Raw genomic sequence first — 20,355 nt, 5'->3', positions numbered from 1 at the left:
AAGCCTGCCTATCCTTTGTGCAAAGGCGCAGCGCGCGTATTCGCCTTTCGTCTAATGCCGCCTCTCAGGCCGGGAAAACCGGGCTGCGGGCTTGAATCGGCTCTTGAAATCGGCACTGTGCCTGTGCTTGGCAACAAACCAATAACACGCCAAGCGGGGAGGAGCTTTCATGAAGATGCTGCTGGTTTTCAGCCGGCTCATTGACGCGATCACGGAAAATATCGGAAAGGCCGTCGGCTGGCTGATCCTCGTGGCCGTTCTCGTCAGTGCCGGCAATGCCGTCGTTCGCAAGGTTTTCAACACATCGTCCAACGCCTGGCTCGAGGCGCAATGGTATCTGTTCGGCGGCGCCTTCATGCTCGCCGCCGCCTATACGCTGGCGCAGAACGAGCATATCCGCATCGACATCGTCTACGGCAAGTTCTCGCGCCGGGTGCAGCACTGGATCGACCTTTTCGGCCATTGCCTCTTCCTGATGCCCTTCGTGCTGCTGATGGTCTACTACCTCGTGCCCTATGTCGTCATGTCCTTCCATTCGAAGGAAATGTCGTCCAGCGCCGGCGGCCTCATCGTCTGGCCCGCCAAGGCGATCCTGCTCGCCGGCTTCGTGCTGCTGGCCTTCCAGGGCGTATCCGAGATCATCAAGAAGATCGCCATCATGCGCGGCGACATGGAGGACCCGACGCCCTACGTGCCGACCCATGCCCCGCTCGATGAAGCCGTTACCGGGGAGAAGGGCGCATGATCGAGTTCATCGCACAGAACCTTGCGCCGATCATGTTCGCATCGCTGATCGTGTTCCTGCTGCTGGGCTATCCGGTGGCGTTCGCGCTCGCGGCGAACGGCCTGCTCTTCTTCGTCGTCGGCGTGGAGCTCGCGCCGCTGTCCGATTCGATCAACCTGTCCTGGCCGCTGCTCAACGCCATGCCCGAACGGCTCTGGGGAGTGATGTCGAACGACACGCTGCTGGCCATTCCGTTCTTCACCTTCATGGGGATCGTGCTGGAGCGCTCCGGCATGGCCGAGGACCTGCTCGACACGATCGGCCAGCTCTTCGGGCCGATCCGCGGCGGCCTTGCCTATGCGGTCATCTTCGTCGGCGCGCTGCTGGCGGCCACCACCGGCGTCGTCGCGGCCTCGGTCATCGCCATGGGCCTCATCTCGCTGCCGATCATGCTGCGCTACGGCTATGACCGGTCGATCGCCTCGGGCGTCATCGCCGCCTCCGGCACGCTCGCCCAGATCATCCCGCCCTCGCTCGTGCTGATCGTGCTTGCCGACCAGCTCGGCCGCTCGGTCGGCGACATGTATGCCGGCGCGCTCATTCCGGGCCTCGTGCTCACCGCCCTCTACATGGGCTACGTGCTGATCATGACGATCATCCGGCCGGATTCGATGCCGGCGCTGCCGCTGGAGGCGCGTTCGCTCGGCTCGGGCGTGACGTCGCTTTTCATCGCGCTCGCAGCCGCGGCCGGCTTCGCCTATGCCGCCCATATCTATCTCGCCCCGACCTATGGCGAGAATGCCGATATCCTCGGCGCGACGGTCGGCGTCATCTTCATCTACATCGTGGCGCTGGCCGACAAGGGCCTCAACATCAACATGATGTCGCGGCTTGCCCAGCAGGTCATCATCGTGCTGATCCCGCCGCTGGCGCTGATCTTCCTCGTGCTCGGCACGATCTTCCTCGGCATCGCCACGCCGACGGAAGGCGGCGCCATGGGCGCGGTCGGCGCGCTCGCCATGGCGCTCGCCAAGGGCCGGCTCAGCATGGATGTGGTGCGGTCCGCGCTGACCGCCACCACGCGGCTTTCGTCCTTCGTGCTGTTCATCCTCATCGGTGCCCGCGTCTTCTCGCTCACCTTCTACGGCGTGAACGGGCACCTGTGGGTCGAGCACCTGCTGGTCTCGCTGCCGGGCGGGGAGGTGGGCTTCCTGATCGTCGTGAACCTGCTCGTCTTCTTCCTGGCCTTCTTCCTCGATTTCTTCGAGCTGGCCTTCATCATCGTGCCGCTGCTGGCGCCCGCCGCCGACAAGCTCGGCATCGACCTCATCTGGTTCGGCGTCCTCCTCGGCATCAACATGCAGACGAGCTTCATGCATCCGCCCTTCGGCTTCGCGCTCTTCTACCTGCGCTCGGTCGCGGCCAAGGTGCCCTATCTCGACCGCGTGACGGGCAAGATGACCCAGCCGGTGACGACGGGGCAGATCTATTGGGGCGCCGTGCCCTTCGTCGGCATCCAGATCCTCATGGTGGCGCTCACCATCTTCTTCCCGAGCATGGTCATGCACTACAAGGGCGAGGGCACCGGCATCGACCCGGCGACCATCAAGATCGAGGTCCCCGGCTTCGGCGGCGGCCTGGGCCTGCCCGACAACGGCGGGGGCCTCGGCCTTCCCAGCGGCCTGCAACTGCCCGCCGGCAACCCGCTGGACGGCAGCGGCGGCGAGAAGCCCGCCGAAGGCGGCGGCGAGAAGCCGGCGACGGACCTTTCCGCACCGCCGTCGTTCAATTGACGGGTAACGGAATGAACCATGAAGGGCCGGCGAAAGCCGGCCCTTTCTCGTTGGGGAATACCAATGCTCTCCGTCGTCATCCTCGGGCTTGACCCGAGGATCCACCCCAACGGAACGGCTTTGCTTTGTGGCGTGGATCCTCGGGTCAAGCCCGAGGATGACGGCGGAGAGGTGGGAGGTATGAGGAAAGAAGGAGCAAAAGCGAAAGCCAAGGCGAGGGAGCGGTAAAGGGGGAGACGGCGAAGGCGAGGGCGAGGGCGAGGGCAGAGTGCCGAGCCGGGCATCCGCGCCGCCCAAACAAAAACCCCGGGGCGCTGCCGCCCCGGGGTTTTCCGTTTCCGTCTCAGCCGGCGCTTACAGCTTGTTGCTGCGCTGCTGGATCATCATGAAGGTGTCGTAGTTGTATTCGGCGATCTGCGCATTGAGGTAGAACTCGCCGCGGAAGGCCTTGATGGAGTCCCAGATCTTCTTGAAGGTCGGGTTGGAGGCTTCCATCTCGGCATAGACCTCGTTGGAGGCGTCGAAGCAGGCCGACAGGATCTCCTGGCTGAACGGGCTCAGCTTCGCGCCGGCGGCGACGAGGCGCTTGATGGCCGAGGGGTTCAGGTAGTCGTACTTCTGCAGCATGTCGGCGTCGGTCGCCTGGCAGGCCGTGCGCAGCAGCGACTGGTAGGCTTTCGGCAGGCCGTCATAGGCCGCCTTGTTGAACATGGCGTGGACCGTCGGGCCGCCTTCCCACCAGCCGGGATAGTAGTAATAGGGCGCGACCTTGTAGAAGCCGAGCTTCTCGTCGTCATAGGGGCCGACCCATTCGGCCGCGTCGATCGTGCCCTTTTCGAGCGAGGGATAGATGTCGCCGCCGGCGATCTGCTGCGGCACGACGCCGAGTTTCTCGACGACCTTGCCGGCAAAGCCGCCGATGCGCATCTTCAGGCCCGCCATGTCGGCGACGGTCTTGATCTCCTTGCGGAACCAGCCGCCCATCTGCACGCCGGTATTGCCGCCGGGGAAGCCGACGAGGCCCTGGGTGGCGAGGAATTCGTTGAAGAGGTCGATGCCGCCGCCGTGATACTGCCAGGCGTTCATGCCGCGCGCATTGAGCGCGAAGGGCACGGCCGCGCCGAGCGCCCAGACCGGGTCCTTGCCCCAGTAGTAATAGGAAACGGTGTGGGCGGCTTCCACGGTGCCGGCCGCGGCGGCGTCGGCGGCCTGGAGGCCCGGAACGAGTTCACCGGCCGCGAAGACCTGGATCTGGAAATTGCCGTCCGTCGCCTCGGACACGTATTTCGACAGTACCTCGGCACCGCCGTAGATCGTGTCGAGCGACTTGGGGAACGAGGAGGCGAGGCGCCAGTTGATCTTCGGGTTGCTCTGCGCGAGCGCCGGGGCGGCGAGCACCGAGGCGGCCGCGCCGCCGATGCCGGCGACACCGGCCTTCTTGATGAATGAACGACGATCCATATTTTTCCTCCCAATGGCGGACGGCTTGCCCGTCCTGGTATCATCGCGGAAACCTAACCATGTCGGGAAGAGGCTTTCAAGCCGGGAAGGGGATATCGCCGGAAAGGCCCACTACGACTTTCGTCGTAGAGGGGAATACCCGGCTATCTGCCTGTTTTCTGTGCGATTCTTGCAAAAAGCATCGTCCGGCGCCGGCCGGTCACCCGGCCATCGCCTCTTCGTATTGCGCGGAAAGCTCCAGCCATTCCTCCTCGGCCTCGCCGAGCTTTCCGGCCGCCGCCGCCCGCAGCTTCGCCTTCTCGGCGGCCTTGGCCGGGCTCTTCTCGTAGAGCGCGGGGTCTGCAAGCTCCGCATCAAGGAGCTGAATCTGCTTCTGCAGTTTTCCCGTCAGCGATTCGATTTCGTTGATCTTTTTGCGGAGTGGGGCGAGCTGGGCGCGCCGGTCGGCATTCGCCTTGCGCAGGTCCGCCTTGCTCGCCTCGCCGCCGGCCGCGGCCGGCTTGTCCCTGTCGTCCCTGCGGGCGGACTGCACGATGAGGCTGCGGTATTCCTCCATGTCGCCGTCGAAACTCTTCACCGTGCCGTTGTTGACGAGCCACAGCCGGTCGACGGTCGCCTCGATGAGGTGGCGGTCGTGCGAGATGAGGATGACGGCGCCCTCGTAGTCGTTCAGCGCCTCGATCAGCGCACGGCGGCTGTCGATGTCGAGATGGTTCGTCGGCTCGTCGAGGATGAGCAGGTTCGGCGCGTCGAAGGCGGCAAGGCCCATGAGAAGGCGCGCCTTCTCGCCGCCGGAAAGGTCCTTGGCGGCGGTCGACATCTTTTCCGTGGCAAGGCCCATCTGGGCGACGCGGGCGCGGACCTTGGCTTCCGGGGCCTCCGGCATCAGCCGGCGCACATGCTCGACGGGCGACTGGTCGGGGATGAGATCGTCGAGCTGGTGCTGCGCGAAGAAGCCGATCTTGAGGCCCGGCGCACGCTTGACGGCGCCTGCCTCCGCCTCCAGTCGGCCGGAGATGAATTTCGCGAAGGTCGACTTGCCGTTGCCGTTCGAGCCGAGGAGGGCGATGCGGTCGTCGTTGTCGATGCGAAGGTTGATCTGCCTGAGGATCGGCTTGCCGGGCACATAGCCGACCGCCCCGCCCTCGACGGCGACGATGGGCGAGGCCGGCTGCTTTTCCGGCTCGGGGAAGGTGATCGGCTGCACATGGCTTTCCACGACGGCGGCGACCGTGCCCATGCGCTCCAGCGCCTTGATGCGGCTCTGCGCCTGCCGGGCCTTCGTCGCCTTGGCGCGGAAGCGGTCGATGAAGCTCTGGAGATGCTTTCGCGCCGCCTCGTTCTTGGCCTTCGCCTTCATCTGCAATTCGTCGGCCTCGGCCTTCTGGCGCTCGAACTGGTCGTAGGAGCCGCGGTAGAAGGTCAGCTTCTGCTGGTCGAGATGGACGATCGAATTGACGGCGGTGTTAAGAAGGTCGCGGTCGTGGCTGATGACGATGACCGTGTGCGGATAGCGACGCACGTATTCCTCCAGCCACAGCGTGCCTTCGAGGTCGAGATAGTTGGTCGGCTCGTCGAGGAGCAGGAGGTCCGGCTCGGAGAAGAGCACGGCCGCGAGCGCCACGCGCATGCGCCAGCCGCCGGAAAAGCTCTTGGCCGGCCGCTGCTGCGCCTCGTGGTCGAAGCCGAGGCCGGCAAGGATGCTTGCCGCGCGCGCTTCGGCCGAATGGGCGCCGATATCGGTGAGGCGGGTCTGGATCTCGGCGATGCGATGCGGATCGCTCGCCGTTTCCGCCTCCCTGACGAGGGCGGCGCGCTCCTTGTCGGCGGCAAGCACGATCTCGATGAGCGGATCGTCCGTGCCGGGCGCTTCCTGCGCCACCTGGCCGATGCGCGCGTTCTTCGGCAGCGAGATCGTGCCGGCCTCGGGCGCAAGGTCGCCGGTGATGATGCGGAACAGCGTGGACTTGCCGGTGCCGTTGCGGCCGACGAGGCCCGCCTTCGTGCCCGCCGGCAGCGAAACGGAAGCATTGTCGATGAGGAGACGCCCCGCGACGCGGGCGGTGAGGCCGGAAATGGTGATCATGCCGGCTCTATAGAGCAATTCCAGCAAAAGTGCGAAGCGGTTTTGCGTCCGGAATTGCGCCGGACGAAGAGGGGGCAATTCCAGCAAAAGTGTAAAGCGGCTTTGCGGCGAGGATCGTCAGGCCGCGTTGCCCGAACGATAGAGCCGGCCCGACCGTTCGGCGACCTCGGCCGAATAGATGCGCAGCGCAATGCCGCTGTCGGCGGCATAGGCGAGCGCCCGGTCGGCCTGCTCGTAGAGCGCCATCGGCGTTTCGGCCGAATCCGTCAGCGAGACGCCGGCGGTCAGCGTGAGGAAGCCGGCCGGCAGCTCGCGGTCGAGGAAGGGGAAGGGCCGTTCGGCCACGCGCCCGGCGACACGTCTTGCAATGGTGACGGCGATCTCGCGGTTGACGTCGCAGAGCAGCAGGCAGAAGAGGTCCGGTCCCGTCCGCGCGACGAAATCGTTCTTCTTGACCGACTGGCGGAAGATCGCGGCAAGGCGCTTCAGCGTCTTTTCCGCCGCCCCTGCCGGATGCGTCTCGGCGAATTCCTTGAGCTGCTCGACCCGGAAGAGGAGGAGGGCGGCGGTATTGCCCTCGGCCTCCTCCTGGAAGAAGCGCTTCAGGCGGCCGATGAGCGCCGCCTGGTTGGCAAGCCCGGTGACCGGGTCGTGGGTCAGCGCCTCGCGGCTGACGGCAAGGCCCGAGCGCAGGCCGTCGAGATGGGCCTGGAGGTCGCCCATCTTCGCAGCCGTGGCCCGGTCGGCGCCGAGAATGCCGCGCACGAGCGAGAGCAGGCGGCCCGTGTCGGTCGAAAAGTCGGAAATGCCGAGCACCGGGTCGTCCTTCATCCGCCCGGCGATCTCCTCCAGTTCCTGCACCGCGGCGGCGCGCTGGCGCTGGTTCTCCTCCGCCGTGCGGGAGATTTCGGAAAGCACGCGCACCGCTTCGCCCGCGGCCTGCCCGGCGGCGAGCACGTTATGGCTCGGCAGGGAATGCCTGAGGGCGATCGAATCGAGCATCGCCTGGTCGGGCGCCTTGCCGAGCGTCGCGATCTCGCGCGCGACGCCCGCATTGCCGTTCAGCGCCTCGAACAGGAGTTCGTAGTTGCGCGGCAGCGCGGCAATGCCGAGGCTGGCCATGGCATGGGCGATGCGCGCCATGATCGGCGGAACCGCCGGTTGTATGTCCCTGGGGGCGGAGGTGGCTTTGCTGCTCATGAAACGCCATTGGATGAGCGCGGCGGAACGCCTGCGCGGGGTCGGATCGATTGGCGTAACTATCGGATTGCGCGGTTAATTTTACGTGTGCTGAAGAAAAAATCGAGACAAATTGACGAACGGCAATTCTGGCCGCCTCAGGCCATACGGCGGGCGAGTGGGATTGCACGCATGACCTGTCCGATCACCGCCAGCCGGCGAGGGCTCTCTTCGCGAACCGGCCGGTTGTGCTGCAGGTCGCGCATGGCGGCGGCATAGCCCTCGGCGCGTGCCTCGGCCAGCGCCACGTCGAAGGTCTTCTCGATTACCGGATAGCACTCCTCCGGCAGGTAGGCATCGGGGGCGTCGGTGCCGTGGACGCGCGCCATCTTGCAAAGGGTGCTGCCGAGCAGGGCGGCCCATTCCTCGGTCGTTCTTGCCATTGTTCGTCCTCTCTCCGGGCAAGGCGGCGCCCTTCGGCGCCGGCCTCGATGGCAGCGACTATCCCAGCATCGGCCTTTCCTGCCTGTCACCTGGGTGACAGGCGGAGCCGCCCCCGCGCCCCGATGCCGGATACTCCCGTAGCAGAAGAGTGTATCACCGCTATTGCAGGAATCGAAGCGGCCGCTCGCCGCTAAATCGCCAGGAAATCCGGCCTCTCGCTGCGCAGGAAAAAGAGAAGGTCGAGCGCAAGGCTCGGGCCGCCGAGCGCCGTCAGCATGGCGTGGCACTGGCCGCGGTGATGGGTCTGGTGGTTGAAGATATGGGCGAGCGCCGGGCCGAGGGGATGGGTGATGCTGCCCGGATTGGTGATCGGGCTATAGGTGAAGTTAGCCGCGATCTTCTCCTCGGTCAGCGAATCGACGAAGGCGGCAAGGCGCGCGTCCTCCTCCTGCCGCGCCTGGCGAAGGCCGGCGAAATCCTCGAAAAGGATGGTGTCGAGGCGCGTCGGCGCATCCCCGGCGCCCGTGAAGCGCTTCATCCAGATGCGGTCGGCCACCAGCAGATGGTTCAGCGTGCGGTGCAGCGAGCCGAAGAAGGCGCCGAGGTCCTTGCGCCGTGCCTCGTCCGAAAGGGCGCCGACCGCCTCGTAGAGCGTGCGGTTGGCCCAGGCATTGTAGGCGGTGAACATGCGGTATTGATCGAGCATCGTGGCCTCCTGATTCATCCGGACTATAGAACGGGGCTTCGTCAGCGGCGTGAATGCCATCCATGAAATTATCTGATTTGCCACGCGCGCAATGCTGCGGTCCAATGCGGCACATCAGCAAACGAGGCCTTCATGACGCGACTGCTCTATGCCCTTTGCGCCGCCGATCCGGCGCGCCAGTTCTCGCCCCATGTCTGGAAGACGGTCATGTCGCTCGCCCACAAGGGTCTCGACTACGAGACGGTGCCGGTTCCCTTCACCGACATCCCGGCCATCGAGGGCGGTTGCACGGCGACGGTGCCGCTCCTGCGCGACGGCGAGAGGCTGGTGCGCGACAGCTTCGACATCGCGCTCTATCTCGACGAGGCCTATCCCGACCGGCCCTCGCTGTTCGGCGGGGAGGGCGGCAAGGCCATGGCCCGCTTCATCGAGAACTGGTCGCAATCGGCGCTGCACATGGCCGTCACCCGCATCGCCATCCTCGATATCCACGACATGCTCGCGCCGAAGGACCAGGCCTATTTCCGCCGCAGCCGGGAGGAACGCCTCGGCGCCTCGCTGGAGGAGATCGCGGCGGCCGGGCGGGCCGAGGTCGAGGGGTTTGCCAAGAGGCTCCAGCCGCTGCGCAACATGCTGAAGGCGCAGCCCTTCATCGGCGGGGAAGGCCCGCTCTTTCCGGATTACATCGTCTTCGGCGCGCTGCAATGGCTGCGCACGACCGCGGGCACGAAGGTGCTGGCGGAGGACGACCCGGTCGCCGGCTGGTTCGCCCGTTGCCTCGATCTCCACGGCGGCATCGGCCATCGCGTGACGGCGGCATGAAACTTTGCCGCTGAAGTCGCCAAACGCCGCCACCCCCTTGTTTTGCCGGGCGTTGGCGGCTATTGAACCGCCACTTTCACCGGAAAACCAAGGGAAACGGGAAAATGGCGATTGAACGCACCTTTTCGATGATCAAGCCGGACGCGACGAAGCGCAACCTGACCGGCGCCATCACCAAGATGCTGGAAGACGCGGGCCTGCGCGTCGTTGCTTCCAAGCGCGTCTGGATGAGCCGCCGCGAAGCCGAAGGCTTCTACGCCGTCCACAAGGAACGTCCGTTCTTCGGCGAGCTGGTCGAAGGCATGACCTCCGGCCCGACGGTCGTCCAGGTTCTCGAGGGCGAGAACGCCATCCTGAAGAACCGCGAAGTCATGGGCGCCACCAACCCGGCGAACGCCGACGAAGGCACCATCCGCAAGACCCACGCGCTCTCGATCGGCGAGAACTCCGTCCACGGCTCCGACGCCCCGGAAACGGCTGCCCAGGAAATCAAGTACTGGTTCTCCGACACCGAAATCGTCGGCTGATCCGCACGCCTTCGACATGAAAAGACGGGGCCGAAAGGCCCCGTCTTGCTTTTGACCGGGCTGCCCCGTCCATCCACGCCCCATCCGCGGCCGTGGATCCTCGGCTCAGGGCCGAGGATGACGGCGTGCAGGCGGCGATGCCGGCTATCAAACCGGAACCGTCGTTCCGCCAACCTCTCCTTCGTCATGGCCGGGCTTGACCCGACCATCCATGCCTCTCGGCCCTGCCTCAGATGGGGCACTTCGCCGTTTCGAAATGCGCGGGGGGCTTGCCGTCCTTGAAGACCTCCGGGTTCTTGTCGTAGCCCGGGCCGACGATCAGGGGCTTTGCCGGCAGGATGTCCTGGTCGGCGTTCGAGGTCACCTTCGTCTCCAGCGATTGCAGGCGCGCGCCGTCCGGGCCGATCACGGCGATGGCGACGGAATAGGGCCGGTCCTTCTTCACGCAGGTTATGTCCGGGCTTTCCAGCACGACGCGCGTCTGGTTCGCAAAGACCTTCCGCTCCAGCAGCAGCGGGTCGCCGCCCGCCGGGTTCTCGAACTCCACCTTCACGACGGACCCGTCCGGCAGCGGCTGCACCTTGTCGAGCGTCACGATATAGGTCGCGTAGGCGAGGCGGTAGTTGAAGACGAACATGCGGCCCGTCAGCTTCAACGGGTCCGGCCCGCTCTCGCGCTGGCAGGCGGAAAGGGCAAGCGGCAGCAGGATCGACAACAGGACGCGCTTCATGGCCGGGGCTCCTCCCTCGTGCGGCGATAATGGCGGCTCGCCTTCACCCGGTTGCCGCAGACGGCCATGTCGCACCAGGCGCGCGAGCGGTTGCGGCTGCGGTCGAGGAAGAGCCAGTGGCAGTTCGGGCAGATCTTCAGCCGTTCCGGCTCCGGCCGGGACAGGAGCAGGAGGGCAGAACGGGCCGTCGCCGTATCCAGCGCCTGCGGCCGCTCGCCGGAGTGCCTGAGCGTCGCCGAGATGGCGTCGAGGAGGTCGGCGAGCAGGGCCGGCTTGCCCGCACCGAGGATTTCCGCGCGAAAATGCCGGTCGATGGCCTCGCGCAGCGCAAGGAAATCTTCCCGCGCGTCCTTTCGCACCGGCTCCAATGCCCCGAACAGGCCGTGTTCCGCGCCGTGCCGGGCAGCGCCTGCCGGGAAGGCGTCGAGCGTCGCCGGGTCGGCGAAGCGGTCGACCCGGCGTTCGGGATCGGCGCGCAGCACCACGGAATTGGCGACGTCCAGCGCAAGCGCCCCGCCGGAGAAGCGATGTCGGGTCCAGGAAAAGGTCATGCGATATTCTAACTGGTAAAAGCAATTTTGCCAGTTATAATTTCACACACGAAACGCCGCCGGAAAGCGCCATGGCCTATTTCCTCCAGCAGATCGCCAATGCCCTGCCTGTCGCCGCGCTCTATGCGGCGCTCGCCTTCGGCTATTCGATCGCCTTCGCCGTGACGCGCCGGGCCGATGTCGCCTATGGCGCGCTCTTCGCCTTCGCCGCGCAGATGTTCGTGCTCTTCGCCGGCTACGGCTGGAACAGGCTTTGGCTGGTGCTGCCGGCCGCGCTCGTCCTCGGTGCGGCGATGGCGCTGGTCTACGGCGTCGGTGCCGGCCTGGTCGTCGGGCGCCACGTCATGCGCCCGCTCGCCTTTTCCTCGGACAATACGGTGGTGGTGGCCGCGCTCGGCGTCGTGCTGGTGCTGATGGAGACCGCGCGGCTTGCCTCCGAAACGCGCAGCCTCTGGCTGCCGCCGCTGCTCGGCACGCCGGTGCGGCTGTGGGGCGATCCGGCCTTTCCGATCGTGCTGACGGTGCTGCAGCTCCTCAACACGGCGGCGATGGTCGCGCTCGTCGCCGCCGGCCATCTCTTCCTCGTCCGCTCCGCATGGGGGCGGCGCTGGCGCGCGGTGTCGCAGGACCGGCAGGCGGCGGAACTGTGCGGAGTGGATGCGGCGGGCGTCTATCTCGGCGCCTATGTGCTTGCCGCGCTCATCGCCAGCATCACCGGCATCCTCGCCGTTTCCTACTACGGCAACATGGATTTCGGTGCTGGTCTCGTCTTCGGCGTGAAGGTGCTGTTCATCGCCGCCATCGGCGGGGCAGGGGCGCCGCTCCTCTCCGCCCTCGGCGGCGCGGCGATGGGGCTCGCCGAAACGCTCTGGAGCGCCTACGGCGATTTCCTCTGGCGCGACCTCGTGATCTTTTCCGCGCTGGTGCTGCTGCTGGTGATCTTCCGCCGGGAGCGGCCGGTGCCGTAGCGGCGTTCCGTGTGGCATGGATCCTCGGGTCAAGCCCGAGGATGACGGAAGAAGAGAGGGGGGCGACCAAAGCGGCGGCTCCGCATGCCGAACCGTTCAAGAGGCAGGCAATCTCTCCTCCCCTCCGTCATCCTCGGGCTTGACCCGAGGATCCACCGACACGGCACAACGCGAACGAGGTCTAAGACCACTTCTCCCGCGCCCGGTCGTCGCTGTCCTTGGCGTCGACCCAGCCGCCTTGGGAACCGTCGGCGAAGTGTTCCTTCTTCCAGAAGGGGGCGGAGGTCTTGAGGTAGTCCATGACGAAGGACGCGCCGTCGAAGGCGGCGTGGCGGTGCGGGGCGAGGGCGACGACGAGGACGATGTTCCCGCCCGGCGCGATCTTGCCGACCCGGTGGATGGCGGCGATGCCGAGGAGCGAGAAACGCTCCACCGCCGTACGGCAGATGCGGCCGATCTCGGCCTCGGCCATGCCGGGATAATGCTCCAGTTCCAGCGCGGAAAGCCGGCCGCCCTCGTCGCGGCAAAGGCCGGTGAAGGTGACGACGGCGCCGGCGGCCGCGCTTCCGGCCGTCAGCCGCGCGGTCTCGGCGGCCGCGTCGAAATCCTCGCGCTGGACGCGCACGACGACCGGAGCCGGAACGCCGCCGGCCATGGTCAGCCTCCCGTCATCGGCGGGAAGAGGGCGATCTCGCGTGCGCCGGCTATCGTCTCGTCGTGCTCGACATGTTCCTGGTCGACGGCGATGCAGATGACCTTCTCATGCTCCAGCGCGTGGGCATATTCCTCGCCGCGCGTCTTGAGGTGGCGCAGGAGGTCGGCCCCGGTCTTCACCGCGGCGGGAAGGTCGATCTCCTCCTCGCCCTTGCCGATGCGCTCGCGGACCCAGGCGAAATAGACGAGCTTCGTCATGCTATTCGTCCACGATATGCTTCAGGCCCACGCGGAAATAGTCGTAGCCGGTATACATGGTGATGAGCGCGGCGACCCAGAGCAGGCCGATGCCGATCTCGGTCGTATAGGGCAGAACCTTGTCACCGGCGGGGCCGGCCAGCAGGAAGGCGATGGCGAACATCTGGATCGTCGTCTTCCACTTGGCGATGCGCGTCACCGGCACGGAGACCTTGAGGTCGGCGAGATATTCGCGAAGGCCCGAGACGAGGATCTCGCGGCACAGGATGATGATGGCCGCCCAGATCGACCAGCCGGCAATGGTGCCGTCGGCGGCCATCAGCAGCAGCACCGAGGCGACCAGCAGCTTGTCGGCGATCGGGTCGAGCATGCGGCCGATGTTCGACGTCTGGTTCCAGATGCGGGCGAGATAGCCGTCGAGGTAATCCGTCACCGAGGCGGCGACGAAGAGCCAGAAGGCCGTCCAGCGGGCGAAATCCGACGATTCCAGCCGCCCCTCGATGAAGAAGCACAGGACGATCAGCGGAACGGCGATGATCCGGCCATAGGTGAGGAGATTCGGGATGCTGTATGCGCGGGAAGCCATGGAATCTTCAGTCTCTACGATTTTGGGTTAGATGAGGTCTTTGTGACTGTGCCGTCAACCTTTGTTTCCGGCAATTCTTGGCGAATTTACGGAGCCGCGCGTATTGTCGCGGTTTCCCGCCGTCTTTTGTCCGAAACGGACCGCCCGGGTCAGGTCGGCGGCTTGCCGTCTGTGGTGAAGGTGGCCGAGAAGGCGCCGCCGCTGGAAAGCCTGCCCTCGCAGGAAACGGTCATCGGCCCCTGCATGGGATTGCCGAAGCGGCAGGTGCCCGTCGCGGACAGGACGTCCGGCTTGTCCGGCGTATCCTTGCGGGTCATGATCACCTTGTCGAGATCGACCACGTCGGTGTCCGGCGTCGGATTGTCGCCGTCCATGCCGCTGAAGGTGACGATGCGCCCGTCCGCCAGCACGAAGTAGAAGCCGGTGCGGCCATCGGGATAGGTGACGTTGAGGAGCTTGCCCGTGCAGGTATCGGTCAGCGTCCTTTTGCCGACGACGAGTTTGCCGCAACGGCCGCTCACGCTTACCATCTGCGCGTCGCCCACCCTGGTCTGTGCGTCGGCGGGCGCTGCCAGGAGGAGAAGGCCGGCGGCAAGGGCAGGTGTCTGGTAGGGGCAGGCGGTCATCGGCTTCTCCCGGTGAGGACGTCCGCCGCCATGCTAGCACCCGCCCCGGGTCCGGGCCAGCTAACCCGCCGCATCCTCGTGAAAATGGTTGTAGACGAGGCGGGCGACGCTTTCGGAAATGCCGGCGACGGCCATGAGGTCGGCCATCGCCGCGCGCGAGACGGCCTTCGCCGTGCCGAAATGCTGGAGCAGCGCGCGCTTTCGCGTCGGGCCGATGCCGGCGATCTCGTCGAGCGGGTTCCTGACCATCTCCTTCTTGCGCCGCGCCCGGTGCGAGCCGATGGCGAAGCGGTGCGCCTCGTCGCGCAGGCGCTGCACGAAATAGAGCACGGGATCGCGCGGCGGCAGCGAGAAGTCGGCAATGCCCTTCATGAAGAAGCGCTCGCGTCCCGCCTCGCGGTCGGCGCCTTTGGCGACACCGATGGCGATCACCTGGTCGGTGATGCCGAGCTCTTCGAGGATGGCGCGCACCGCCGTCATCTGCCCCTGGCCGCCGTCGATGAGGATGACGTCCGGCCAGGCGGGGAAGGGCAGGTCCGCCGCCTCCGCACCCTGATCGGCCTTGCGGTCCGGCAGGCCCTCTTCCTTGATGAGGCGCGAGAAGCGCCGGGTCATCACTTCCTTCATCATGCCGAAGTCGTCGCCGGGGGTGATTTCGGTCGATTTGATGTTGAACTTGCGGTACTGCCCCTTCACGAAGCCTTCCGGCCCCGCCACCACCATGCCGCCCACGGCATTGGTGCCCATGATGTGCGAGTTGTCGTAGATCTCGATGCGGCGCGGCACGTAAGGCAGCTTGAAGGTCGCGGCGAAGCCTTCGAGCAGGCGCGACTGCGAGGCCGTCTCGGCGAGCTTGCGGCCGTGCGCCTCGCGGGCATTGGCCACCACATGGTCGACGAGGTCCTTCTTCTCGCCGCGCTGGGGCACGGAGATCGCGACCTTGTGGCCGGAGCGTTCGGTGAGCGCCTGCGAGAGAAGATCCATCTCCTCGACGGTTTCGGAAAGGAAGATCTGCCGGGGACAGGGCTTGTCGTCGTAGAACTGGGCGAGGAAGGCGTTGAGCACCTCGGCGCCCGTAAGCTGCGGGTCGGCCTTCGGGAAATAGGCGCGGTTGCCCCAGTTCTGCCCGGTGCGGAAGAAGAAGACCTGGATGCAGGAAATGCCGCCCTCGTGGTGGATGGCGAAGACGTCCGCCTCCTCCACGCCCGCCGGATTGATGCCCTGGTGGCTCTGGACATGCGAGAGCGCGGCCAGCCGGTCGCGATAGACGGCGGCGCGCTCGAAATCGAGGTCCTCGGCGGCGGCGTTCATGGCCTCGGCCATCTGCGCCTTCACCTTCTGGCTCTTGCCGGACAGGAAGTCCTTCGCCTCCTGCACCAGGTCGGCATAGCCTTCGTCGCTGATCTCGTGCGTGCAGGGGGCCGAACAGCGCTTGATCTGGTAGAGCAGGCACGGGCGCGTGCGCGTCTCGAAGACGCTGTCCGTGCAGGTGCGCAGCAGGAAGGCGCGCTGCAGCGAGTTGATCGTGCGGCCCACGGCCCCCGCCGAGGCGAAGGGGCCGAAATAGTCGCCCTTGCGGCTGCGCGCGCCGCGATGCTTGAAGATGGCCGGCGCGCGGCTGTCGCCGGTCACGAGGATATAGGGGAACGACTTGTCGTCGCGCAAAAGCACGTTGAAGCGCGGCCGCAGGCGCTTGATGAGGTTCGCTTCCAGCAGCAGCGCCTCGGTCTCGGTGCGCGTGGTGACGAACTCCATGTTCGCCGTCTGCCGGATCATCTGCGTGATGCGGTTGGAATGGCCGCGGCCCTGCGCATAGTTCGTCACGCGCTTCTTGAGGCTGCGCGCCTTGCCGACATAGAGCACGTCGCCGTCGGCATTGAACATGCGGTAGACGCCGGGGCTGTTCGGCAGGCGCTTGACGAAGAGCTGGATCAGCTCGGCGCCGATGAGGCCCTGCGGCACGTCGCCGCCTTCGTTCCAGTCGATGCCGGGCGTGGCGAGGCCGGATGCGGGCCCGCCTTCGGCCGGGCTTTCGACAAGCTCGTCCTCGTCGTCCGTCTCGTTCTCGTCATAGAGGATGCCGCCATCCTCCACCTTCCGGCTGTTCATTCCGTGATCTCCGCGACGTCGGGGGTTTCCCAGGCGAGATGCTGCCCGCCGTCGAGCGCTATCATTTGCCCCGTAATGGACGGCGTGTCGAACAAAAAGCGAACCGTGCGGCCGAATTCCGCAAGATCGGGGCCGCGGCGCAGGATCAATCCGTCGAGCTGGGCCTGGAAATCGGTGTCGCTCTGCCGCTCGTTAGGCAGCGACGGGCCGGGGCCGATGGCGTTGACGCGCACCTGCGGGGCAAAGGTCTGCGCCATGGTGCGCGTCGCCATCCAGAGCGCCGCCTTGGAGAGCGTGTAGGAATAATAGCGCGGCGTCGGGTTCCAGACGCGCTGGTCGATGATGTTGACGATGGAGCCCGCCGTGCCTGCGGGAAGCTGCCGCACGAAATCGCGCGCAAGGACGGACGGCGCCTTCACATGCACCGCCACATGCCGGTCGAGCAGGGCTGCGTCGAAGGTCTCGACCGTATCCGGCTTGAAGAGGGAGGCGTTGTTGACGAGAAGGTCGAGCGGGCCGACGGCGGCCACCGCCGCCTCGATCAGCCCGGCGGTCGCCGCCTCGTCCGCAAGGTCGCAGGAAAGGGCGGCCGCTTTCACGCCTTGCTCCCGCAGCGAACGGGCGAGGGCTTCCGCCTCTTCGAGCGACGTGTTCGCATGGATGGCGAGCGAGAAACCATGCGCGGCGAGATCGTCCACGATGGCCTTGCCGATCCGCTTCGCGCCGCCCGTCACGAGGGCCGTCTTTAGGGGCTGCTTCAAGAAAAGTCCGTCCTGCCGATTCACTTGGTTGACCGGCCAAAGATATAGACATTCGCGCGCAGGCTTAAACTCCCCCGGAGAAAAGGTTTCGGAAAATTTAACCTCAAAGCCATGGAAGAAGTAGATTTAAGTATATTCTGCCGGTTTCCTTCAATATTTGAATTATGGTTAACAAATTCCATGTTGTGGAAAAGTCACATCCAATTTGTGCCGCCTCGCTGCCACAATCATATCACAATTTGGCTCTTCCATTTCCTCAATCTTTATTCAATTTCCCCTCAACCGGGCGGGACTGAATTGGAATGACGATGCCCGATCGCCTCCCAGAAAAGGGCGTCGTTCAGTAAAGGAGAATATCATGCGTACACTCATCGCAACCCTCATCGCTTCGACCGTTTCCCTGGCCGCCTTCCAGGTCGCACAGGCTGCCGACGCCATCGACGAAGTTCCGCAGGCTCCGGCCGCCGACTATTCCGAGCCGGTCGCAAGCGGCAACTGGGCCGGTGCCTATGTCGGTGGTACGGCAAGCTGGCAGCGCGCCAAGATGAACGACGCCAAGGGCAATGCCATCGGCGGCGGCGTCTACGGCGGCTACAACATGCAGAGCGGCCAGATCGTCTACGGCGGTGAAACCGACCTGAACTACTCGGGCGTCGACACCCATAACGGCGGCATCACCACCCAGCAGGGCCTCAACGGTTCGCTGCGCGGCCGCGTCGGTATCGACCTCAACCCGGTCCTTCTCTACGGCACGGCCGGTCTTGCGGCCTCCAACGTCGAAGTGAAGAACGCTGCCGGCGCCAGCGACGACCACACGGCTCTCGGCTGGACGGCCGGTGTCGGTGCGGAAGCCTTCGTGACCAACAACATCACGGCTCGCGTCGAATACCGCTACAGCGACTACCAGAAGAAGAACTACGACCTCGGCGCCACCACGGTTCGCGCCGATGACAAGGACCACGCCGTCCGCGTCGGTCTCGGCGTCAAGTTCTAAGCCGAACGGCTCCGCACGACAGGAAAGGCCCTCCGCGAGGAGGGCCTTTTTTCGTTCGGGCTCAGGCCTTGAATTTGGCGTAGTCCGGGAAGACGGCCTCGAAGCGCGAGAGATAGCGCTTCAGCTTCGGCCGGCCGCGCTGCCACTGGCCGGCAAAGCGCAGCTCGATGTAGCGCAGCATGGCGGCAAGCGCGAAATGGCCGCCGTTCGGCTTCTTGCCGAGGCGCGGCATGTTGGCCTCCAGGTGATCGAGCGCCCGTTCCACCTTCTGCCACTGCCGGTCGATCCAGCCCTGGTGGATCTTTTCCTCCGGGCGCATGCGCCGCTCGTAGACGATGGAGAGCAGACAGTCGCAGATGCCGTCGGCCGTCGCTTCCAGGATGTCCGCTTCCGTGCGCTTTGCGGCATTGCGCGGATAGAGCGCGCCGCGCGTCTGGCGGTCGATGTAGTTCATGATCGCCCGGCTGTCGTAGACCGAAAGGCCCTCGTCGGTGACGAGCACCGGGATCTTGCCGAGCGGGTTGACGGCGGCAAGCTCCGGCGGGGTCGTCGAGGTGTCGACGGCGACGGCCTCGGCGGGAAGCCCCGCATAGAGCGCGGCCATGCGCACCTTGGTGGAGTAGGGCGAGGCGTCGGAATAGAAGATCTTCATGGTTCGGCTCCTGAAAGAGGCGGCTAGCGGATGGGCGGCTGCTGGATGGACCCGGCGCGGCAGCCGGCCCGGTCGACGGCGGGGCAGGGGCGGAAGGCAAGGTCGGCCGTCATGCAGATGCGTACCTCCTCCAGCCGCCCGCCCGCGCAGGTGACGGCGATGCCGTTGCGCGCAAGGCCCGGATTGGCGGCGGTGAAGGCCTCTTCCACCGCATCGGGCGAAAGGCGCGCGGCCTTGTGCGCGGCATCGAGCTCCGCCGGGACGCGGACGCGCTCGAAGGCCGCGCGGGCGACGGTGAAATATTCCTTCTGCGAAAGGCCGGAACAACTGCCGTGCTTGCGCCATTCGTGGCCGATCAGGCCCATCGAGGGGATGATGTCGAGCAGCGTGCGGCCGAGGCTTTCGGGCACGCGGTCCGGTTCGCGCGTCGCGCAATATTCGGGGTAGCCCCGGTCGTTCTGCGGCCAGAGCCCGTGCAGGATGAAGCCGTGATCCTCGCCGCGCCGGCATTGCTGCGTGCGGCCGCCGGCATCGTTTTCCGCGCACCAGGTCGGCGACCAGGAAAGCGAGAGGACGTAGAAGTCGAAGCCTTTTCCGCGTGGAACCTCCGTCTTTGCCAGCGGCGCCTTGCGGCTTGCCTCCGTCTTCGGCTTTTCCGCCGGCTTCTCCTCGCTGCAGGCGGCCAGCGCGGCAAGGCCGGCGGCGAGCAGGCAGAAGAGGCGGGCGGAAAGGGGCATCGTCAGGGTCTCCGGTTCGGCGGGCGATTGTTGCCGCCGCCGGGCAAAGGTCAAGGGGCCTTCGCCTCGCCGGCGATCCAGAAGCTGCGCGCCGAGGCGAAACGGTCCTGCGCCAGCCGCTCCTTGAGGAAGGGCAGCAGCACGTCGAGTTCCTGCTTGAGCGTATAGGGCGGGTTGACGACGATGAGGCCGGAGCCCGTGAGCCCCGTCGTCTCGCGGTCGCTCCGCACGACAAGCTCGGCGCAGAGCATCTTGGGAATGCCCGTCTCCTTCAGCGCCTTGTGGAAGGCGGCGACGGGCGCTCCCTTCTTCAAGGGATACCACAGGCAATAGACCCCGCCGGCAAAGCGGCGAACGGCTTTTTCGAGCCCGTCCACCAGCCGCTCGTACTCGCCCTCGACCTCGAAGGGCGGATCGACCAGCACGATGCCGCGCTTTTCCTTCGGCGGCAGGTGCGCACCGAGCGAGAGCCAGCCGTCGAGACGGGTGATGCGGCTCTGGAAGTCGCCGTCGAAGAGCCGGTGCAGCGTCTCGTAGTCGTCCGGATGCAGCTCCATGGCGGAGAGCCGGTCCTGCGGGCGGAAGAGCATGCGGGCAAGTTTCGGCGAGCCGGGATAAAGGGTTAGCCCGCCTTGCGGATTCAATGTGCGAACGGCTTCAAGATATGGTGCAAGGATCGCGGCCGCCTCGGCCGGCATGTCGCCGTCCAGCAGCCGGCCGATCCCGTCCTTCCATTCGCCGGTCTTCTGCGCCTCCTGGCTGGAAAGGTCGTAGAGGCCGATGCCGGCATGGGTGTCGAGCACGCGGAAGGCCTTGTCCTTGCCCTGCATGTAGAGGACGAGGCGGGCGAGGACGGCATGTTTCAGCACGTCCGCGAAATTGCCGGCATGGTAGATGTGGCGATAGTTCATGCGGGATAACGCGCCCTGATGCGACGATGAATTGTTGCGATGGCCGAACGTTTTGCCTTTTGGCCGTTCCGGCTCT

General features: G+C 65.8%; 22 protein-coding genes. 6 read left to right on the top strand and 16 right to left on the bottom strand.

Features of this window, described 5'->3' with window-relative positions:
* The first annotated feature begins 169 nt into the window (after window positions 1-169).
* Together HNQ66_RS13210 and HNQ66_RS13205 are read left to right on the top strand one after the other, a co-directional pair.
* Window positions 170-745 (top strand): TRAP transporter small permease subunit, encoded by a 576-nt coding sequence (locus tag HNQ66_RS13210; RefSeq protein ID WP_184144628.1) that lies wholly within the window; start codon window positions 170-172, stop codon window positions 743-745.
* Window positions 742-2,517 (top strand): TRAP transporter large permease, encoded by a 1,776-nt coding sequence (locus tag HNQ66_RS13205; RefSeq protein ID WP_184144627.1) that lies wholly within the window; start codon window positions 742-744, stop codon window positions 2,515-2,517. Before HNQ66_RS13210 ends, HNQ66_RS13205 begins: the two co-directional genes overlap by 4 nt.
* A 354-nt stretch (window positions 2,518-2,871) precedes the next feature.
* Here HNQ66_RS13205 and HNQ66_RS13200 read toward each other — a convergent pair whose 3' ends face one another.
* The 5 genes from HNQ66_RS13200 to HNQ66_RS13180 all read right to left on the bottom strand — a co-directional run bounded on the left by HNQ66_RS13200 (window position 2,872) and on the right by HNQ66_RS13180 (window position 8,393).
* Window positions 2,872-3,978 carry a TRAP transporter substrate-binding protein gene (locus HNQ66_RS13200; protein WP_184144626.1) on the bottom strand — a complete coding sequence of 369 codons (1,107 nt, stop codon included), beginning with the start codon at window positions 3,976-3,978 and terminating at the stop codon, window positions 2,872-2,874.
* Window positions 3,979-4,177: 199 nt separating this feature from the next.
* Window positions 4,178-6,064 (bottom strand): ribosomal protection-like ABC-F family protein, encoded by a 1,887-nt coding sequence (gene abc-f, locus HNQ66_RS13195; protein ID WP_184144625.1) that lies wholly within the window; start codon window positions 6,062-6,064, stop codon window positions 4,178-4,180.
* A gap of 117 nt (window positions 6,065-6,181) precedes the next feature.
* Window positions 6,182-7,264, bottom strand: a complete 1,083-nt coding sequence (locus tag HNQ66_RS13190; RefSeq protein ID WP_184144624.1) for a GGDEF domain-containing protein — start codon at window positions 7,262-7,264, stop codon at window positions 6,182-6,184.
* A 137-nt stretch (window positions 7,265-7,401) separates the two neighbouring features.
* Window positions 7,402-7,686, bottom strand: a complete 285-nt coding sequence (locus HNQ66_RS13185; protein ID WP_184144623.1) for a hypothetical protein — start codon at window positions 7,684-7,686, stop codon at window positions 7,402-7,404.
* A gap of 191 nt (window positions 7,687-7,877) precedes the next feature.
* Complete coding sequence (locus HNQ66_RS13180; protein WP_246434297.1) at window positions 7,878-8,393, bottom strand: DinB family protein; 516 nt, start codon at window positions 8,391-8,393, stop codon at window positions 7,878-7,880.
* Window positions 8,394-8,525: 132 nt separating this feature from the next.
* Between HNQ66_RS13180 and HNQ66_RS13175 the strand changes: the two genes are divergently transcribed.
* Both HNQ66_RS13175 and ndk read left to right on the top strand, forming a co-directional pair.
* Window positions 8,526-9,215 (top strand): glutathione S-transferase family protein, encoded by a 690-nt coding sequence (locus HNQ66_RS13175; RefSeq protein WP_184144621.1) that lies wholly within the window; start codon window positions 8,526-8,528, stop codon window positions 9,213-9,215.
* 104 nt (window positions 9,216-9,319) lie between these two features.
* Window positions 9,320-9,742, top strand: coding sequence for a nucleoside-diphosphate kinase (gene ndk, locus HNQ66_RS13170; RefSeq protein WP_184144620.1), 423 nt, complete (start codon window positions 9,320-9,322; stop codon window positions 9,740-9,742).
* Window positions 9,743-9,971: 229 nt separating this feature from the next.
* Here ndk and HNQ66_RS13165 read toward each other — a convergent pair whose 3' ends face one another.
* Together HNQ66_RS13165 and HNQ66_RS13160 are read right to left on the bottom strand one after the other, a co-directional pair.
* The gene (locus HNQ66_RS13165; protein ID WP_184144619.1) at window positions 9,972-10,472 is read right to left on the bottom strand and encodes a hypothetical protein; all 501 of its coding nucleotides are present in this window, start codon (window positions 10,470-10,472) and stop codon (window positions 9,972-9,974) included.
* Window positions 10,469-11,023 carry a CGNR zinc finger domain-containing protein gene (locus HNQ66_RS13160; protein ID WP_184144618.1) on the bottom strand — a complete coding sequence of 185 codons (555 nt, stop codon included), beginning with the start codon at window positions 11,021-11,023 and terminating at the stop codon, window positions 10,469-10,471. The genes HNQ66_RS13165 and HNQ66_RS13160 overlap by 4 nt, the downstream gene beginning before the upstream one ends.
* 71 nt (window positions 11,024-11,094) lie before the next feature.
* Between HNQ66_RS13160 and HNQ66_RS13155 the strand changes: the two genes are divergently transcribed.
* Window positions 11,095-11,991: a branched-chain amino acid ABC transporter permease gene (locus HNQ66_RS13155; protein WP_184144617.1), complete on the top strand. Its 897-nt coding sequence runs from the start codon at window positions 11,095-11,097 to the stop codon at window positions 11,989-11,991.
* Window positions 11,992-12,172: 181 nt separating this feature from the next.
* Here the strand turns inward: HNQ66_RS13155 and HNQ66_RS13150 are convergent, their stop codons facing one another.
* The 6 genes from HNQ66_RS13150 to HNQ66_RS13125 form a co-directional block, all read right to left on the bottom strand.
* Window positions 12,173-12,646 carry a molybdenum cofactor biosynthesis protein MoaE gene (locus tag HNQ66_RS13150; protein WP_184144616.1) on the bottom strand — a complete coding sequence of 158 codons (474 nt, stop codon included), beginning with the start codon at window positions 12,644-12,646 and terminating at the stop codon, window positions 12,173-12,175.
* A gap of 2 nt (window positions 12,647-12,648) precedes the next feature.
* On the bottom strand, window positions 12,649-12,903 hold the full coding sequence (gene moaD, locus HNQ66_RS13145) for a molybdopterin converting factor subunit 1 (RefSeq protein ID WP_184144615.1): 255 nt from the start codon (window positions 12,901-12,903) through the stop codon (window positions 12,649-12,651).
* Window position 12,904: 1 nt separating this feature from the next.
* On the bottom strand, window positions 12,905-13,489 hold the full coding sequence (gene pgsA, locus HNQ66_RS13140; RefSeq protein ID WP_184144614.1) for a CDP-diacylglycerol--glycerol-3-phosphate 3-phosphatidyltransferase: 585 nt from the start codon (window positions 13,487-13,489) through the stop codon (window positions 12,905-12,907).
* A gap of 149 nt (window positions 13,490-13,638) precedes the next feature.
* Window positions 13,639-14,115, bottom strand: a complete 477-nt coding sequence (locus tag HNQ66_RS13135; RefSeq protein WP_184144613.1) for a hypothetical protein — start codon at window positions 14,113-14,115, stop codon at window positions 13,639-13,641.
* A 60-nt stretch (window positions 14,116-14,175) separates the two neighbouring features.
* Window positions 14,176-16,224, bottom strand: coding sequence for an excinuclease ABC subunit UvrC (gene uvrC / locus HNQ66_RS13130; protein WP_184144612.1), 2,049 nt, complete (start codon window positions 16,222-16,224; stop codon window positions 14,176-14,178).
* Window positions 16,221-16,985 (bottom strand): SDR family oxidoreductase, encoded by a 765-nt coding sequence (locus HNQ66_RS13125; protein WP_184144611.1) that lies wholly within the window; start codon window positions 16,983-16,985, stop codon window positions 16,221-16,223. The genes uvrC and HNQ66_RS13125 overlap by 4 nt, the downstream gene beginning before the upstream one ends.
* Window positions 16,986-17,343: 358 nt before the next feature.
* On the opposite strand from HNQ66_RS13125, the gene HNQ66_RS13120 reads away from it, so the two are divergent.
* Window positions 17,344-17,979 (top strand): outer membrane protein, encoded by a 636-nt coding sequence (locus tag HNQ66_RS13120; protein ID WP_184144610.1) that lies wholly within the window; start codon window positions 17,344-17,346, stop codon window positions 17,977-17,979.
* A gap of 61 nt (window positions 17,980-18,040) precedes the next feature.
* Here HNQ66_RS13120 and HNQ66_RS13115 read toward each other — a convergent pair whose 3' ends face one another.
* The 3 genes from HNQ66_RS13115 to HNQ66_RS13105 are packed head-to-tail and all read right to left on the bottom strand — an operon-like array spanning window position 18,041 to window position 20,279.
* On the bottom strand, window positions 18,041-18,631 hold the full coding sequence (locus tag HNQ66_RS13115; RefSeq protein WP_184144609.1) for a glutathione S-transferase family protein: 591 nt from the start codon (window positions 18,629-18,631) through the stop codon (window positions 18,041-18,043).
* A gap of 23 nt (window positions 18,632-18,654) precedes the next feature.
* Window positions 18,655-19,368 carry a ribonuclease T2 family protein gene (locus HNQ66_RS13110; protein ID WP_184144608.1) on the bottom strand — a complete coding sequence of 238 codons (714 nt, stop codon included), beginning with the start codon at window positions 19,366-19,368 and terminating at the stop codon, window positions 18,655-18,657.
* Window positions 19,369-19,418: 50 nt separating this feature from the next.
* Complete coding sequence (locus tag HNQ66_RS13105; protein ID WP_184144607.1) at window positions 19,419-20,279, bottom strand: 23S rRNA (adenine(2030)-N(6))-methyltransferase RlmJ; 861 nt, start codon at window positions 20,277-20,279, stop codon at window positions 19,419-19,421.
* Window positions 20,280-20,355: the final 76 nt, after the last annotated feature.

This window comes from Shinella fusca (genome assembly GCF_014203155.1).
Classification (GTDB): Bacteria; Pseudomonadota; Alphaproteobacteria; order Rhizobiales; family Rhizobiaceae; genus Shinella; species Shinella fusca.
The sequence above is the reverse complement of the archived record's forward strand: the minus strand, read 5'-3'. Positions and strand labels throughout refer to the sequence as shown.